Annotated in this window: 14 protein-coding genes and 1 tRNA gene; 8 read left to right on the forward strand and 7 right to left on the reverse strand. The window is 66.7% G+C overall.

Translation table 11 applies throughout. The annotated features are described in order from the left end of the window. Positions 1-168 precede the first annotated feature (168 nt). Positions 169-663, reverse strand: coding sequence for a hypothetical protein (locus ACI2L1_RS23155; protein WP_404741242.1), 495 nt, complete (start codon positions 661-663; stop codon positions 169-171). Positions 664-878: 215 nt separating this feature from the next. Next, complete coding sequence (locus ACI2L1_RS23160) at positions 879-1,376, reverse strand: lactococcin 972 family bacteriocin (protein ID WP_404741243.1); 498 nt, start codon at positions 1,374-1,376, stop codon at positions 879-881. A gap of 591 nt (positions 1,377-1,967) precedes the next feature. Between ACI2L1_RS23160 and ACI2L1_RS23165 the strand changes: the two genes are divergently transcribed. After that, positions 1,968-2,040 (forward strand) — tRNA-Arg (locus ACI2L1_RS23165). A 116-nt stretch (positions 2,041-2,156) separates the two neighbouring features. Here ACI2L1_RS23165 and ACI2L1_RS23170 read toward each other — a convergent pair. The 4 genes from ACI2L1_RS23170 to ACI2L1_RS23185 form a co-directional block, all read right to left on the reverse strand. Further along, positions 2,157-2,849 (reverse strand): response regulator, encoded by a 693-nt coding sequence (locus tag ACI2L1_RS23170; RefSeq protein ID WP_404741244.1) that lies wholly within the window; start codon positions 2,847-2,849, stop codon positions 2,157-2,159. After that, positions 2,846-4,000 carry a sensor histidine kinase gene (locus tag ACI2L1_RS23175; protein ID WP_404741245.1) on the reverse strand — a complete coding sequence of 385 codons (1,155 nt, stop codon included), beginning with the start codon at positions 3,998-4,000 and terminating at the stop codon, positions 2,846-2,848. Before ACI2L1_RS23175 ends, ACI2L1_RS23170 begins: the two co-directional genes overlap by 4 nt. 27 nt (positions 4,001-4,027) lie before the next feature. Continuing rightward, positions 4,028-4,816 carry a hypothetical protein gene (locus tag ACI2L1_RS23180; RefSeq protein ID WP_404741246.1) on the reverse strand — a complete coding sequence of 263 codons (789 nt, stop codon included), beginning with the start codon at positions 4,814-4,816 and terminating at the stop codon, positions 4,028-4,030. 308 nt (positions 4,817-5,124) lie between these two features. Further along, positions 5,125-5,523, reverse strand: a complete 399-nt coding sequence (locus ACI2L1_RS23185; RefSeq protein ID WP_404741247.1) for a hypothetical protein — start codon at positions 5,521-5,523, stop codon at positions 5,125-5,127. A gap of 79 nt (positions 5,524-5,602) precedes the next feature. Here ACI2L1_RS23185 and ACI2L1_RS23190 point away from each other — a divergent pair, with 79 nt between their 5' ends. From ACI2L1_RS23190 to ACI2L1_RS23220, 7 genes are all read left to right on the forward strand, one after another. Then, complete coding sequence (locus ACI2L1_RS23190; protein WP_404741248.1) at positions 5,603-6,439, forward strand: ATP-binding protein; 837 nt, start codon at positions 5,603-5,605, stop codon at positions 6,437-6,439. A gap of 352 nt (positions 6,440-6,791) precedes the next feature. Continuing rightward, on the forward strand, positions 6,792-6,965 hold the full coding sequence (locus ACI2L1_RS23195) for a hypothetical protein (protein ID WP_404741249.1): 174 nt from the start codon (positions 6,792-6,794) through the stop codon (positions 6,963-6,965). Positions 6,966-7,660: 695 nt separating this feature from the next. After that, positions 7,661-7,945: a hypothetical protein gene (locus ACI2L1_RS23200; RefSeq protein WP_404741250.1), complete on the forward strand. Its 285-nt coding sequence runs from the start codon at positions 7,661-7,663 to the stop codon at positions 7,943-7,945. A gap of 454 nt (positions 7,946-8,399) precedes the next feature. Then, positions 8,400-8,693 carry a lactococcin 972 family bacteriocin gene (locus ACI2L1_RS23205; RefSeq protein ID WP_404741251.1) on the forward strand — a complete coding sequence of 98 codons (294 nt, stop codon included), beginning with the start codon at positions 8,400-8,402 and terminating at the stop codon, positions 8,691-8,693. Positions 8,694-8,833: 140 nt separating this feature from the next. Then, positions 8,834-10,951 (forward strand): hypothetical protein, encoded by a 2,118-nt coding sequence (locus tag ACI2L1_RS23210; RefSeq protein ID WP_404741252.1) that lies wholly within the window; start codon positions 8,834-8,836, stop codon positions 10,949-10,951. A 54-nt stretch (positions 10,952-11,005) separates the two neighbouring features. Further along, entirely contained in the window at positions 11,006-11,656 is a 651-nt protein-coding gene (locus ACI2L1_RS23215; RefSeq protein WP_404741253.1) for an ABC transporter ATP-binding protein, read from the forward strand. Between the two features lie 174 nt (positions 11,657-11,830). Further along, a complete protein-coding gene (locus tag ACI2L1_RS23220; protein WP_404741254.1) occupies positions 11,831-13,285 on the forward strand; it encodes a hypothetical protein in 1,455 nt (484 codons plus the stop codon). Here the strand turns inward: ACI2L1_RS23220 and ACI2L1_RS23225 are convergent. After that, positions 13,251-14,336 (reverse strand): tyrosine-type recombinase/integrase, encoded by a 1,086-nt coding sequence (locus ACI2L1_RS23225; protein ID WP_404741255.1) that lies wholly within the window; start codon positions 14,334-14,336, stop codon positions 13,251-13,253. The genes ACI2L1_RS23220 and ACI2L1_RS23225 overlap by 35 nt on opposite strands. Positions 14,337-14,516: the final 180 nt, after the last annotated feature.

Genomic DNA, 14,516 nt, shown 5'->3' on the forward strand with positions numbered 1-14,516 from the left:
AGCGCTCTGCGAAGAACGAGTTGTGAAACACCGACGCAACGAGGCTTCACTCCGCGGGTGTTCCGAAACCGCATGCCGCTCATGGAGAGGGCGATCGCGGGCGCTGCCCACATGGGAGCGTCGATCGTTTCGTGGCAAACAACGGCGCGAAGAAGGCTAAAACTCAAGCTAGCCAACGCCCACCCCGGCGGAACGAATACGGCGAGACCTCCACCAACCCCAGACCGTGTGGCCCACCAGAGCGACCGCAACGGCAACAGCCGTGAACCGAACGGTGGTCCAGGTACCCAGAACAATCTGACTCGGCCCGCGCGACTCCGTCTCCAGGCGCATGGAAGTCTCATAAAAAGCCACCAGGGGAACAAGCAGCCGGAAGCCTAGGCCGCCGATGCCCGGCACCCGTGCGAGGTTCCCCAGGAGCCCAAGGGGTGCCCCGAAGAAGAATGCCAGCACACCCCAGAGGACAATTCCGGATGATCCCGCACCTGAGGAATCCAGTCCATCCAGGGAGGCCAGGCTTCCCTTGGTCAGGTAGTAGGTCACGACACCGACAGCCAGCCCCAGAGGTGCGAGAACAACCGATTCGATTTTAGACCGGCGGAAATAACCCACCAGAAACGCGTAACACGCCCACGGCCACCCACCGGTGAAAACGGCGCCCACGGCCGCACCTGGACGGCCGCCCCAATGCTCCACGGTAGGCCCTAGCAGCCCAAGCAACAAGCCAAGCCCGAGTGGCACCGCAAACGACGCGACCCGAGCACTCCAATAGTTCACTCTCTCCCCTTCCGGCCCTAATGCGGCATTACTCCGGGCCCGTGTGCGCCCGGAGCAATGGCCCACCCGAGGGTGGTCAACCCTCATCACAGCGGAAACATTTATGCATTATCGTAGTATGCATAGCAAGTCCATGCTGCACCTTGTGTTGAGGTGGCGTAGGAAGTCTCCCCCTTCGCCACCCAGCCACTTGAGTGGTCGACGTTCTGGACCCTGACCGTTGACTTGTGCTTCACATCCGCGATGTAGTTCGAGTAGCACCTCTTTCCAGCCGACACCAGATCGTACCCATAGCACCACTTGCCATGAGTCACGGTCTCGCAGGTATTCCCTTTCAGCTGAACGGCCGAATCTTTGATTTCCAGCTTTACCACGCCCCACTCGGAGGGGTTACCCAGCTCCGCTGGCGGGTTGACGCCGTCACCTCTCTTATGGATGACGGGCTGCCCAGGTATGAGGCCGCCGTTGGCCTCAACCACGGTATTGCCGGTACCGGTTCCGCTCTGAGAGCCGTAGGCCGCCGCCGGGGTGGCAAAACTGGAAACCGCAAGCGCGGCGCCCAAAATGCCGAAAAGTATTGACTTCCCAAACTTTTTCACGTTCCCCCTATCTCCGCCCCCGTTATTGAGGGCTCGAAAAGATCTTCTATGAGGGCGCTGTGGCAGTCAAGGCTTGGCTGATTTACGGCCCCGGCACAGCCTGAAACCGTTGTTGGGCGGCGGTATTCACGGGCGGGTCATGAAACGCGCGGTCACGCCAGGCGTGTTGTCGGGGCCCATAACACCCCCGCCGTCCTGGCCACCGTCCGCGACCTGATCCGCGGTGCTCTCAAGCCGGCCGGGCATGTCAACATCGCCTTCGCCCGACGCGCCGACACCGGCCAACAAGGCTCCGTAGGCCTGGTCTTGAACAAGCCCTGGACGCGCTGAGCTGCCCAAGCTGAGGGCTCGCGCACCGTGTGACGGGGCCGGCTGTCGCTACTTGCTCTGGTCGATGACACAAGCCGGTAGCGTGGCTGAGGCCGGTGGGGTGCAGCGAGGCATACGCGCGCGTGATCGGCTGGCGCACCCACCGTCGTAGCGGACTGTCGTCGGCTGAGCCTCGTGCCACTACCGTGCCAGACGCAGGGGTCGGCCACGGTCAACGAGGGGGACCAGCGGTCAAGTTGCTGGCCATCTCCGCAGGCATCGAAGCCTGAGGTCACCTGCACGACAGCCCCGCCTCTCTCCTAAAACGGGTGTCGCAGGTTCGAATCCTGCCGGGGCACAGCGGAGTAGCAGGTCAGAAGCCCTGTCGTCCTAGCGGGCGGCAGGGCTTTCGGTCTCGCGGCACACATGAGTCGCCAGCGAGGGGGGCCATGACACAACTCCCCTGGACCGTCACACTCCACCCCGCCGATCCCCTACGAGCCCGGTCTCGTAGGCGACGATCACGAGCTGGGCACGGTCGCGCGCACGCAGCTTGGCGAGCAGGCGTCCGATGTGGGTCTTGACCGTGGCCAGGCTCAGGTGGAGGTGCTCTGCGATCTCGGTGTTGGACAAACCCCGCGCGATCAGGACGAGCACCTCCAACTCCCGGTCGGTGACTCCGTCCAGCGAGCGGCTGATCGGGTGGGCGGGCTCCGGACGGCGGGCGAACTCCGCGATCAGGCGGCGGGTAACCGAAGGAGCGAGCAGCGCATCGCCCGCGGCGACAACGCCGACGGCGGTGAGGACCTCGGTCGGCGGGGTGTCCTTGAGCAGAAAACCCGCGGCGCCGGCGCGCAGGGCGGCGTAGACGTACTCGTCGAGGTCGAAGGTGGTGAGGATGAGGACGCGGACGCCGGACAGGGCCGGGTCCGAGCAGATCTGCCGCGTCGCCTCGATGCCGTCGAGGTCCGGCATGCGTACGTCCATCAGCACGACGTCCGGCCGTTCGCGGCGGGCGAGTTCGACGGCCTCCGCTCCGTTCGCGGCCTCGCCCACGGCCGTCATGCCGGGCGTGTGGTCGACGAGGACCCGGAAACTGCCGCGCACCATCGCCTGGTCGTCGGCGATCAGTACCCGGACCGGGAGCGCGTCGGTCATGGTCATTGCTTCCCTTCGGCGGGCAGGCGGACGGACACCGCGAAGCCGCCCTCCGGCCGGGGCCCGGCCTCGAAGCTGCCGCCGTACATCATCGCCCGCTCCCGCATCCCCAAGAGGCCATGCCCGCCTGGCAGTTCACCGACGATCTGCCCGGACGCGGATGGTGGTCCCTCGTCCGCGATGTCGATGCGTATCTCTCGCGCATCCGCCTCGACCGTGACCTGGCAGCGGGTCGGGGCGGCGTGCCGGACCGCGTTGGTGAGGGCCTCCTGGACGATCCGGTAGATGGTCAGCTGTGTCCCCTCGGCCAGGTCCTCCGTGGCGTGGACCGTCAGGTCGACGTCCACCCCTGCGCGCTGTGCCTCCGCGGCGAGCGCACCGAGGTCGTCGAGTTTCGGTACGGGTGCCAGGGGCGTGCTTTCCGTGCGCAGCACCCCGAGCGTGCGCCGCATCTCGGCCAGCGCCGAACGGCTGGTTTCCTCGATGACCTTGAGGGCGGCCCGCGCCTCCCGCGGGTCGGCCTCCGCCACATGCCCGGCGACACCCGCCTTGACGGCGATCAGGCTGAGGTTGTGCGAGACGATGTCGTGCAGCTCGCGGGCGATCCGCAGACGCTCCTCGTCCAGTGCGCGCTCCGACCGGCGCCGCTGTTCCCGGGCGGCCTCGGCCCGGCGGCCGCGCACGGTGAACCCCACGCCCCAGGCCCCGCCGACCACCAGGAACACGAGCCCGGCCACCCCGACGGCGCCCCGCCAGTCCTCTGCGGGAGTGACCACCGCCTCGCCGAGGTAGACGGCACCGCACGCGACCGGGAGCGCCACCGCAAGTGCGGACACGGACCGGCGGGCGGGCTCGGCCAGTCCGACGAGGTAGGCCGCAAGCCCGGCAGCGGCGTACGGCTCACGGGGGATGTCGAGAAGCGATGCCGTGGCCAGGGCGGCCAGTACGGCCACCAGGACGGCGAGCGGCCAACGGCGGCGTACGGCGATCGGCAGCCCGACGGCGGCGGCGATCAGACAGCCGAGCCAGAGCGGTCCTGTGAAGGCCGGCTGGCCGTCGTCGGCAGTCAGCCGGGCGAAGCCGACGTACACGGCGGTCAGGGCCAGGGCCGCGCTGAGGTCGAGGGCGTAGAGATGTCGCTGCCCACGGGACTTCATGGCCCGACCGTACCTGTACGCGTGCATTCAGCCGGCCTGTCCCAGCAGCACCATCAGCCCGAGCGTCACCAGAGTCAGCGGCACCCAGCGCAGCACCGCCGCCCGACTGGGGCGGGGCGCTTCGCGCAGCAGCGCCAAGCCCAGCGGCACCAATGCGGCGCACAGTCCGGCCAGGGCCACCAGTGACAGCGGGGTGGTCCCCTTGAGTACGCCGAGGGGTAGTGCCGCGGTGAGGCCGAGTGCGACGGCACGGACCGGGCCGAGCACCCGGGTGCGCCACGCACCGAGGGCAAGGACCACCCACCCGGCGAGGATGGCGAGGTTCAACGTGGCGAAGACGTGGAAGGCGCCGTAGCCGGCGGAGACCGCTTCGGTGGCGGGCCCGACCCCCTGGGAACGCACCAGCTGAAAGGCCAGATGGTCCACCCCCGCGTGGAAGGCGCGGGCGAACAGTCCGAACATGACCAGCACCCCGCCCCACAGTCCCCAACCCGCGCTGCGGGCCCCGATGCGTGCGGCCATCACGGCCACGGCGGGCCAGAGCAGCAGGCCACCCGCCGCAAAGAGGCCGTATGCGGTGGCCATCAAGGTGGGGTGCCGCTCGTACGCGGCAAGCTGGTCGGGGTAGAAGAAGTGGAAGCGGGCCCGCAACAACACGCCGGCCAGCATCAGGGGTGGGCCGAGCACCATGGCAGTGCCGCCCACCCAACGTCCCGGGAAGCCGGTGGCCTCCCACTGCTCCACGGGCAGTGCGCCGTGCAGTCGGGCGCTGATCGTTGTGACCGGGGTGGCCATGGATGTCGTCGGGTTCGTCATGCTGATGACGATGCCTTCGCCGCCCCTGCCGGGCGTCGGACCAGGAGCTGAACTGCAGGGTCAGACCTGGGTATGACCTGTCGGACTACCTGAACAGGCACCGCCTCGCCCCGCCGCATGGGCAACTGACGGCTTGCCAGGAAGGCATTGCAGAACACATTCGGCACACACGGGGACGGGAAACCCCGCGAACATACGAGAACTACTGAGAGGTCTTTTCCCAGGCCATGCAGGGCCCTGCACCCACGGCACGCACGCATGAGGGTGAGGCTCTTGAATAAGTCCAGATATAATAAGCGCACCTATCCTTACAGAGGTGCGCAGTGGACAAACCCGCTGAAATGTTCGACCGCGACTTCGAGTGGGCCGAGCTGACCCGCTTCGCCGCCCTGTCCGGCCCGCGTGCCACCCTCGGCGTGGTCTCCGGCCGCCGCCGCCAGGGCAAGACCTTCCTCTTGGACGCCCTCGCGCGGGCAAGCGGCGGCTTCATGTTCACCGCGACCGAGACCACCGAAACCGACGCCCTGCGCCAGTTCGGCGAAGCCCTCGCTCTCCATCGCGACCAGCCCACCCCGTTCCGCTTCACCCACTGGGACGAGGCCGTCACTGAACTCATGCGCATTGCCGACAGGGGCGGCCCCACCATGGCGGTCATCGACGAGTTCCCCTTCCTCGCCAAGGCGTCCCCCCGCCCTCCCCTCGATCATCCAGCGCGCCCTCGATCCCGCCGCCCAGCACACCAACACCCCCGTACGGCTCCTGCTCTGCGGCTCCGCCCTGTCCTTCATGGGCGGACTTCTCGCCGGCAACGCCCCACTGCGCGGCCGCGCCGGCCTGGAACTCGTCGTCCCCACCCTGGACTTCGGCCTCGCCGCCGAGTTCTGGGAGATTACCGACCCGCGCACCGCACTGCTCACCCACGCCATCGTCGGCGGCACCCCCGCCTACCGCCGCGAGTTCACCCAGGGCGATGCCCCCGCCGGGCCCGACGACTTCGACGCCTGGGTCACCCGCGCCGTCCTCAATCCCGCCCGTCCGCTCTTCCGTGAGGCCCGCTACCTGCTCGCAGAGGAACCCGAACTCCACGACACCGCGCTGTACCACTCCGTCCTGGCCGCCATCGCCGCCGGAAACGCCGCACGCGGCGGCATCGCCGACCATCTCGGCCGCAAGTCCACCGACCTCGCCCACCCGCTCAGCGTCCTCCAGGACGTCGGCCTGATCACCCACGACGCCGACGCCTTCCGCCGCAACCGCTCCGCCTACCGCATCGCCGAACCCCTCATCGCCTTCTACCACTCGGTCATGCGCCCCACCTGGGGCGATCTGGAGCGCCCCGGACGCGCCCCCACCGTCTGGCGCCGCGCCCAGTCCACCTTCCGCAGCAAGGTCGTCGGCCCGCACTTCGAACAGGTCTGCCGCGAATGGGCCCGCCGGCACGCGTCCACCGCACCCCACGGCGGGCAGGTCACAAGGGTCGCCAGCGGGACCGTCAACGATCCCGCCGCGAAGAGCAGCCACGAAGTCGACGTCGCGGTCCACGGCGAGACCGACAGGCCACGAAACCCTGCTCGCCATCGGCGAAGCCAAATGGAACGACGTCATGGGAACCGGCCACCTTGAACGTCTCCAGCACATCCGCGCTCTCCTCACCGCGCGCGGCACCGCCACCGACGTCACCCGGCCGCACTGCTACAGCGCCACCGGCTTCACACACGAACTGCGCCACCTCGCCGAGAACGACCCCCACCATCCAGCTGATCGATCCAGCGCGCCTCTACCACGGCGACTGACCCCGTCCCGATCATCACCCCTCTGGCTAGGGCGACGTTCGGCGGCCCCCCGGGGCGACTCCAACGGGCCGCAGCGGGAGGGGCGTTCGTGGGCACTGAGGGTTAGCGGCGAGGCGAAGTGGCCCCACCTCGGGCCTTGCGATGGAACGGTGGTTGCGGTGCGCCGAGGGCGGGTGCTGTGGATGTCCTTGTCCAAGCAGGTGTTGCTTGACCGGATCCGCCGCGATAGCCGGCAGTTGGGGCTGTTCCGGCTGCCCACCATGCGCTCGCAGGCCGCCGACACCGTCGCCCGCGCCGAACGCGAGGGCCTGTCCTGTGCCGGCTTTTCTCGCCGAGCTGCTGATGGCCGAGTGTGACGACCGCGACTGCCGCCGGGCCGAACGCCGCGTCCCCGCCGCCCACTTCCCCCCTGAGAAGTCCCTGCGTTGCGTGAGCGATGCGTGAGCGATGCGTGAGCGGACGGCTAAGCGCCAGCCGTCACGAACAGGGTCAAGCATCATGGTTGGTGCTTCTGACCTGGGGTTTCTCCCCCAGGGAGGGCTCCTGCTCGGCCTCGGACTCGTCGTCCGGGGCCCTTCGGGGCGGAGTTGTCGGAGGCGGCGCGGACGTGCGGTACAAGTCGGGCCGCGGTCTGGGCGATCGCCAGGTCCGCCTCGGGGTCCCAACTCAGCGACGTGTTCAGCGGTCACAGCCAGCGACAATCCAATGTCCCGGGACTTCGCCATGATCGACTCCTCCACCACTTGTCATGCGCAGCTCAATGAAGGCGACAGCCACGAGGGGCTCGAGGTTCCCTGAATTTGTCGTGATCATGCTCACGTGGGTAATCAGTCGCTCAAGATCGCTCTCTTTACGTAGCATTCGTGACGGCCGCCTGCTCACTGACCAATAGCGGGTGCGCTCAGGGGGCAGGGGGACCAACGCTCAGATCCCGTCTCGGCTTGTGCAGCCGAGGCGTTGTCTGTCGTGCCTGGCAGCGCCAGGGCACCGGTGGGCCACATCACCGATTCGCCCCCTGCCAGATGAACGACCACTCCTTGGAGAAGCAGTCATGCGCAAGTTGATTGCCATTTCCCCTCTCGTCACCGCTGCCATTGCGGCCACGCTCTCCGTTGGTGTCGCTGCGCCTGCACAGGCGGCCAACGGCTGGAATGCGACCGTGCAGTGCACCAAGTGGCGCATCTCTGACAGCTCTGGCCACGGTTACTTCAACGGCCACGGGTGGGCCAAGACTCAGGATCTCGCGTGGAAGGCGGCCATCAAGGACGCCAACGACCAGATGCCCGCAGGCTACCGCGCAAAGCACTGCACCAAGAAGAAGATCGTTAGGGGCTGACGTAATGAGGACGCGCACGCTCAGGTTCGGTCTGTATGCGGACGAGCAGGGTCTGACGTGGGTCAGAGAGCTCATCGAGAAGGCTGTCGACTCCCGCAGTGCCCGTCTCGTCAGGGAGTCTGTCACCCACACCGTTTTCGGTGGCGAGCTCACGACCGCTGATGTGTACGACTACCTGTCGGAGCAGTGGCGCTTGGAGCATCCCGGACAGAGCAGCGGTACGCGAGAACTGGTCGAGCTGTGCGTCCATCTGAAGTGCTCGCTAAAGACATGGCGTGCCATTCGCAAGTCAGTGATCACGGGTTTGTGCCCGGAAGGCCTGGAACCTCACGCTTGCCGTGTCCCATGGATCGCGGCATGAGTCGCACATCACAGATTTAGCAAACCGCACAAGACAAACGGGGATCGGTCGACGCATGCCGAAAACCGAGACTCCAGAACGGAAAGGGAACTCATGTTGAGCCTGAAGAACAGCCTCAAGGCCGTGGCCGCAACCGGTGTCATAGTCATGGCCGTTGCCGCACCCGCGCTGGCCGCGGAAGATGCCGGCGGCGGAAAGTGGAGCCACGGCGTGGGCGAGAACTACGTGTACTCGAACTACTACCACAAGGATAACTACCACGCGTCCTCCGTGGAGGGCGCGTACTGGGCCAAGAGCGGCTGCACCAAGGAAAAGGTCTGGTCCAAGGCTTCGGCGAAGATCGCGACATGGGAGCTCAACAAGGCGTACTACGACCCGGCCTGCTGAAGCCGGATCGTACGCGCAGCTGAATTCTGAAAATGTCGCACCTGGCTGCGGGGCATCGTGTTTTGCTCCGCAGCCGGATTCTTCTTCACGCCGACCCTTACGAGATATGCGCTCCCGAGTGCCCGAACCTAGGTAACGCGATGCTCCACCGAGGTATCAAATTCGTCCATGTCGCCATTCTCCTCTTCGCGGCGATGCTGTCCTTTCTGTTCGTGCGTGGACTGGACGAGGAGTTGGTGCTGGGCAGTTCGGCTCAGATCTGGGTCACCAGGTCCGACGATTCCGTCAGCGGTGGTCAGGTCACCCGTGCGATCGCCGAGTTCGCGGATCATCATGAGGTCGCGGTCGCTCGTGTGCTGCCCGACGTGAAGAATCCCGACGGCCTCCGCCACCTGTACCTGGCCTCGGGCGACTCGGCTTCCGATGCGGAGTCGTGGCTGACGGACGGCTATCCGGCTTTCGGTTCGCACGTCGACACCGCGGTGCACCCCATCGCCGAGATCGGACAGCGTGACCCACGGGGCTTCTATTACGTCTTCGGATCGCCGCAGGCCGCGGATGACCTCGTTGCCCGACTCGCTGATCTCGGCCTGAGCGCAACGGTGCAACACCCCCTCGCTTCCGGCGAACTGGCCCGCGGCTTCGTCGAGGGCGCGCTGTTCTGGTCCTTCTGCGTGGTCGCACTCGCCGCAGTGACGATGACCGGCGCGAGTGTGCTGCTCGGCGCGAAGACCTACGGGGTACTGCGCCTGCAGGGCATGTCCCTGGTAGAACTTCTCCTTCGCGATCTCAAGCAGTTGGCGGTCTTCTGGGCCGTGGCCGCCAGCGCTGTGGCAGCTACGGTCCTGGCATCTCTCGGCCTCTACAACGGGCTGGCCCATTTCGGTCTCTTCACCTCAGTGGCCGCCTGCCTCGTCGGCCTGCTCGTGCTGTTGGTGGTGGCCACCCACGCCGCCGCGCTCGCCCTCACGTTCAAGGTCGACGTACTCCGGGCGCTCAAGGGTGAGTTGCCGGCCCGGACAGCATTCGCCGCCACATATCTGGTGCGCGTACCCGCAGTACTGCTCGCACTCGGCTTCGCCATGGATGTTGTCTCGGCGGGCCAGCACATGACGGTGCGCCAGGACAACCAGGATGTCTACGCCAAGGCCGGCGATGCTGTCACCATCCGCCTCAACGGCAGCTGGGGTGGTGACTCGGGGCACGTGGTCGCCCAGGTCGGCCAGTGGTTGCGGAAGGCCGACGCAGCTGACGAGATCGTCGTCGCCGGGCGCCACGATCTGCAGAATCTCCCCTTGAACGCCCGCTTTCCCCAGGGCGAGATGCTCATCGTCAACGAGACCTTCCTCGCCGAGCAGCCCGTCGTCGACCCGAGGGGACGGCCGTACTCTCCGCTGTCGCACGACGGGAAGAGCGCAGACGCGCACACCGTGCGACTCATCGTCCCTGAAACGCTCGCCCGCCATGCATCCGCCATCAAGGCAGCGGTCCCTGATGTGTTCGGCAGGCTGGATCCTGATCTACGCAAGCGCCTCACGGTGGAAACCCTTCCGGCGAAGAGCGGTCAGCGCGTCTTCGGCTACAACTCCGGGGATCGAAGCCCCAATACCGCCTACAGTCCGGACGACGACCGAACCCTGGTGCGCGACCCGGTAATCGTCATGGTTCCCAATGGATCGAAGATCCTCACGGACGACGCCTACACCACGTTCGCGACCCAGGACGGAATCATCTTCCCCGAGCCCAGCGACGTCCTCGGTCCCCTTGAGGCCGACGACCATGACCTGCAGACCTATGTGGCGACCGTGAATCCCGTCGGGCAGAACGCCGCGGAGAGCCTGCGTTCGGCAGTCAACGACTTCCGACTGCAGTTCTTCAACCTCCTCGCGTCCGTCGCTGTACTTCTCATCACTGGCGTCGGGGTCTGTGTGATCCATTCACGCAAGAACGCCCAGGCAGCTTTTGCTCAGTACCTCAACGGCTGGAGATTCACGGCAACCCATCGCTTCATTCTCGGTGTGGAGGGACTTCTCGCAGCTTTCCTCGCCTGGTGGGTGCCGATCCAGACATGGCAGCAGAATCAGGATCTTGAGGAGCTCGCGGCCCAGGGCATCCCCGCGCCCTTCCCGGCCGTCCATCTCACAGGACTGGACCTGGGTGTCATCGCAGGGCTCGTCGTCATCGAATTCGGAGCCGTTCTCCTTGCTCTCGGGGCATTTCACCGGCGCACCGTGAAGGAGCGGGCTGCCGAAGCCTGAGCCCGGCGCAGACCAAGCCCGGAAGCATTCCCTCCACCCAGCAGGAGTCGTGTCATGATCGATATTGTCAGCCTGTCCAAGAACTTCGGCCCCCGGACCCTGTGGTCCGACGTCACCACCACGGTCAGCAAGGGCGAGATGCTCGCCCTCGTCGGTCCCAGCGGGGCCGGAAAGTCCACGCTCCTCAACTGCATCGGTCTCCTCGACAAGCCTAATTCCGGTGAAATCCGCTATGCGGGAAAGGACATCACGCGGTTCGGACGGCGCGATACCCGCCATTTCCGCCGCGAGGTCCTCGGCTACCTCTTCCAGAACTACGCCCTGATGGAGAACGCCACCATCACTGAGAATCTGGAGATCGCGACCAAGCCGAAGCGGTCTGCACGAGGCAAGGCGAACGTCGTCATCGCTGAGGCACTTGAGCGTGTCGGCCTGGCAGGACGAGGAGACGAGAAGATCCACTACCTGAGCGGTGGGGAACAGCAGCGGGTGGCGCTCGCCCGGCTCATCGTCAAGGAGCCTGCCCTCGTGCTCGCCGACGAGCCGACCGGCGCCCTCGACCATGCCAATGCCACAGCGGTCATCGATGTCCTCCGTGAGATGAGCGATGCCGGATGCGCCGTCATCATCGCCACCCATGACGACCGCGTCCGAGACCGGTGCGACACCGTGTTCGCCGTCAACGAGAACTCTCTCGTCGCCTGAGCTCGGCACGGCACGGGACCTGGAGATTTCCTCCCGCTGCGCGGACCAGGGGGGTGCCCCCGTCCGCGTCCCTGCCGACCGGCCCCCACGCACACGCGGCCTCCACCGGACAGCTCTCACCAGCCCGTTCCTGATGTCGGTCCGCACCATCACTTCAAGGACCCGACCGTCTTCATGACTTGCCGCATATCTGTTCTCCGGCGCTGCCTGCCCATGTGGTTGATACCGCTGCTGTGGACCTTGGCCCTTGGCCTGTGGGGAATCTCCCGGCAGCACAGTGTGTGGCGGGACGAGGCGGCGACCTGGCAGGTGGCTCGCCGATCCGCCGGGGAGATCTGGCACATGCTTGGTCAGGTGGACGCCGTGCACGGGCTCTACTACCTGCTGATGCATGTGCTCTTCGAATGTTTCGGCCCCGGCACCACCGTCCTGCGACTGCCCTCCGTCCTGGCCGTGGCGGCAGCTGCGGCCTGCGTGACCGTCATCGGTCATCGCCTCACCGGAGCCCGGGCAGGCCTGGCCGCAGGACTGGCGCTCGGGCTGCTGCCGACCGTGCAGTTCTACCTCCAGGAAGGACGTCCGTACGCCCTGGTCATGGCCGGGTCTGCGATCTCGACCTTGCTGCTGGTGACCGTGCTCCAAGGGAATGGCCGTGCGGTGCACTGGGCCGCGTACGGAGGCGTCGTCCTGGTGTGCGCGTTCTTGAACTGGCTGTCGTTGCTTCTGCTGCCCGCGCACTGGACGACCCTGATGTGGGCGAAGGCCGAACGGGGGGTGTGTGCACGCTGGTCGGTGGCTGCGGCGGCCGCCACGGCGGGCGTCCTGCCGTTGATCCTGTTCAGCCGAACCCAGTCCGAGCAGGTGTCGTGGATCCCGCCTCTGACGTGGCACATGCTGATCGGCCCAGCGGTCCTGCTGGCCATCGGGGGTCTTGGAACGCTGCTGGACCGGCCACGAGCGGGCCGGCTGTCAGTGGCGGCGGTCGGACTACCGCTCCTTGCGGTGCCGCAGTTGGGACTGATCGGCCTTTCCTTGATCCAACCGCTCTTCCTGGACCGCTACGTCCTGTTCAGCATGCTGGGTCTGACCTTGCTGATCGGCGCAGCACTCGGCACGGCAGTACGTGTTGCCGGGCCCCGGTTCCCCAGGGCGGTGCCGTGGCTCGTACCAGTGGTCATCGGAGTGGCGGTGGTGGCGTTGTTGCCGCAGTCCCTGGCCAAGAGGTCCCCGGCCAGTCGCGTGGACGACGTCCTGTCGGCGGCCGTGAGCGTACGGCAACTGAAGAAGTCTGGGGATGCGGTGGTCTTCATACCGGCGGCCCGGCGCGACACCGAACTGGTCTCCCCCGACGCCTTCGCCGGCCTGCGGGATATTGCGCTGGCGCAGAGTCCGACGACGTCCGGAACTTTGAAGGGCGAGGAAGCCGTCCCGGAGCGGATAAGGACAGCGATGCTTGAGCAGCAGCGAATAATGCTGGTCACTGACGCGCCCGAGGTGGCCCGGCACATATCCGCGAAGCGGGACATCGTGAAGAACGCCGTCTTGCGGGAGGACTTCAGAGTGGTGGCGGACGAGCAGGTCCGCGGGCGGCGGGTCACCGTGTACGAGCGGCGCCGTCAGAGGCCATGAGTACGAGAAGCATCCCGGGCCGTGAGCGATGCGTGAGCGGACAGTCCGGCACGAGGTGCCACGCTCCTGCTCGGCCTCGGACTCCTCGTCCGGGGCCGTTTGCGTGAGCGGACAGGTCGCCAGGCGTTCCGCTCCTCGCGAGGGAGAGCTGCTTGGCGCGGCGCTTGTGCATCTTCTTGGACACTTCGTCGAGGCGGTCCGGGAAGAGGTGGCCGTAGGTGTCCAAAGTCAGGGTTGCGGACTTGTAGCCCAGCATTGTCTGGACGACATTGATATCCGCGCCGCTGGCGATGGCGAGCGAGGCCGCCGTGTGGCGCAGCTTGTGCGGAGTGACCTTGAGGTCACCGAGCCCGGCCTTGACGACAGCCGGCGCGAAGAAGCGCTGCCGGAAGTTGCGGGCACGCAGCGGGCCGCCCTGCGGGGCGGTGAAGAGCAATTCCTCGTCTCCCCGTCCCTGGATGTGAGGCTTCAACTCCTCTGCCAGGAACCGCGGAATCGGCACGGAGCAGCGCTCGTGGTTCTTGGGGGTATCGAGGTAGAGCTCCAGCAGCAGGATGAACACCCTGTAGGCGCCCGACGCGTTGGCCAACGCGTCGACCTGCATGTCGTCGAGGTACACGTGGTCAGCCGGCATCGGCTTCGGCAAAGGCACACCGACAGCCGGGTTGACGGCCAGACGACGGGGCTGGACCGCGTAGCCGAGAACGCGACTGAGGACGACGTACGCCGTGCGGACCGAACGGGGGCTGAGCTCCCTGCCGCCGGTCGCCCCGCCGGACAGCATGTCCGCGAGCCACTCGGCGATGTCCTCGAAGTGGATGCGGTCCAGCCGGGTGGTGCCCCATTTGGGGATCACGTGGACGTCGAGAACGCCGCGGTAGGGAGCCCGGGTTGAGCGTTTGAGGTGGATCTGCGCGGCCAGCCAGGACTCCGCCACTTCTGCGAACTTCACGCGCGCGGCGGCCGGATCGCGGTAGGAGCCGTCGTTGAGACGGGACTCCATCCTCGTCCGCTCCGCCTCGGCGTCGACCTTGCGGGTGAAGCTCTTCATCTTCGGCTTACCGTCGGGGTCGTACCAGCGCAGGCGGTAACGTCCGGGCGGCGCCCGCCTCGCCGGACTCCTACAGGTCGAGCAGTCGCCGACGGCCCTCATCCGCGTGACCGGCGCGTACTCCAGCCACCGGTGAGAGAAGGGTGGCAGTGCCGTGGCGAGCGTCGTGCAGGCGTATCA

It is taken from the genome of Streptomyces sp. NPDC019531, assembly GCF_044903305.1.
In the GTDB taxonomy this organism is placed as follows: Bacteria; Actinomycetota; Actinomycetes; order Streptomycetales; family Streptomycetaceae; genus Streptomyces.